The 1,187-nt window shown below is 70.6% G+C and carries 1 protein-coding gene; it reads left to right on the top strand.

Annotated elements, in window-relative coordinates; genetic code table 11:
- The coding region (locus V7067_RS03020; RefSeq protein WP_334174397.1) for an ACT domain-containing protein at nt 1-1,187 on the top strand (1,187 nt) is incomplete at both ends.

A 1,187-nucleotide genomic window follows, 5' to 3' on the forward strand; every position in this document is an offset into this window, starting at 1 on the left:
TCGCTGCGCTGGTGCAGAGCCCGGAGCGGCTGAAGCTGCTGCTGATCCTGACCGTATGCGATATCAAGGCGGTCGGTCCGGGGGTGTGGAACAACTGGAAGGCGCAGCTGCTGCGCACGCTGTTCTACGAGACCGAGCCGCGGCTTGCCGGCGGCCACAGCCGCGTTTCCCACACCGAACGGGTGGCCGCCGCCAAGGCGGAACTGTCCGATGCACTGTCGGACTGGCCGGAGGTGGAGCGGCTTGCCTATCTGGAGCGGCACTATCGGCCTTACTGGCTGCGCGTCGATATCGCCAGCAAGGTGGCGCATGCCGCGCTGGTGCGGGCGGCCGACCGCGAGCGGCGCCGCCTTGCCACCGCCGTGGAGGTGCGCAGCCGTCACGACGTGACCGTGATCACCGTTCTGGCGCCTGACCACCCGCGCGTGCTGCAGGTGATCGCCGGGGCCTGCACGGTGGCGGGAGCCAACATCGTCGACGCCCAGATTTTCACCACCACCGACGGACTGGCGCTCGATTCCATCGCCATTTCGCGCGAGTTCGCCGACGACAACGACGAGACCCGCCGCGCAAAGCGCATCAGCGACCTGATCGAACGGGCGCTGACCGGCACCGAGCGCCTGCCCGACCGCGTCGCCCGCAAGCTGGCGGGCAAGCCGGGCACGCGGCCCTTTACCGTGCCGACCGAGGTGCATATCGACAACGCCTCGTCGGAGCAGTTCACCGTGCTGGAGGTCGCCGGCCTCGACCGTCCGGGCCTGCTTTATGACCTGACGCGGGCGCTGTCGGATCTCAACCTCAACATCACCTCGGCCCATATCGCCACCTTCGGCGAGCGGGTGGTGGACGTGTTCTATCTGACCGGCCTTGCCGGCCAGAAGATCACCGCTGCCGCCACGCAGGCCGCGATCCGCCGCCGGGTGCATCAGGCCTTCGACGGACCGCCGACGCAGGCCCGGCTTGCGGACCCGGACCCCGAGGCTGCTGTCGCAGCCGGCACGGCGGCCGACGACCGGGCGGCCGGGAAGAGCGCACCCCGCGACGGCGACAAGGCCGAGGGCCGCCCCGCCGCCGCCCGGGCCGATGCGGACAAGACCGCCGCCACCGGCAAGGCCGCGGCAGCCCGGGCCGATGCGGGCAAAGGCGAGGCAGGCAAAGGCGAAACAGGCAAGAGCGAGACGGGCAAG

This window comes from Pseudoxanthobacter sp. (assembly GCF_036822375.1).
Taxonomy (GTDB): Bacteria; Pseudomonadota; Alphaproteobacteria; order Rhizobiales; family Segnochrobactraceae; genus Pseudoxanthobacter.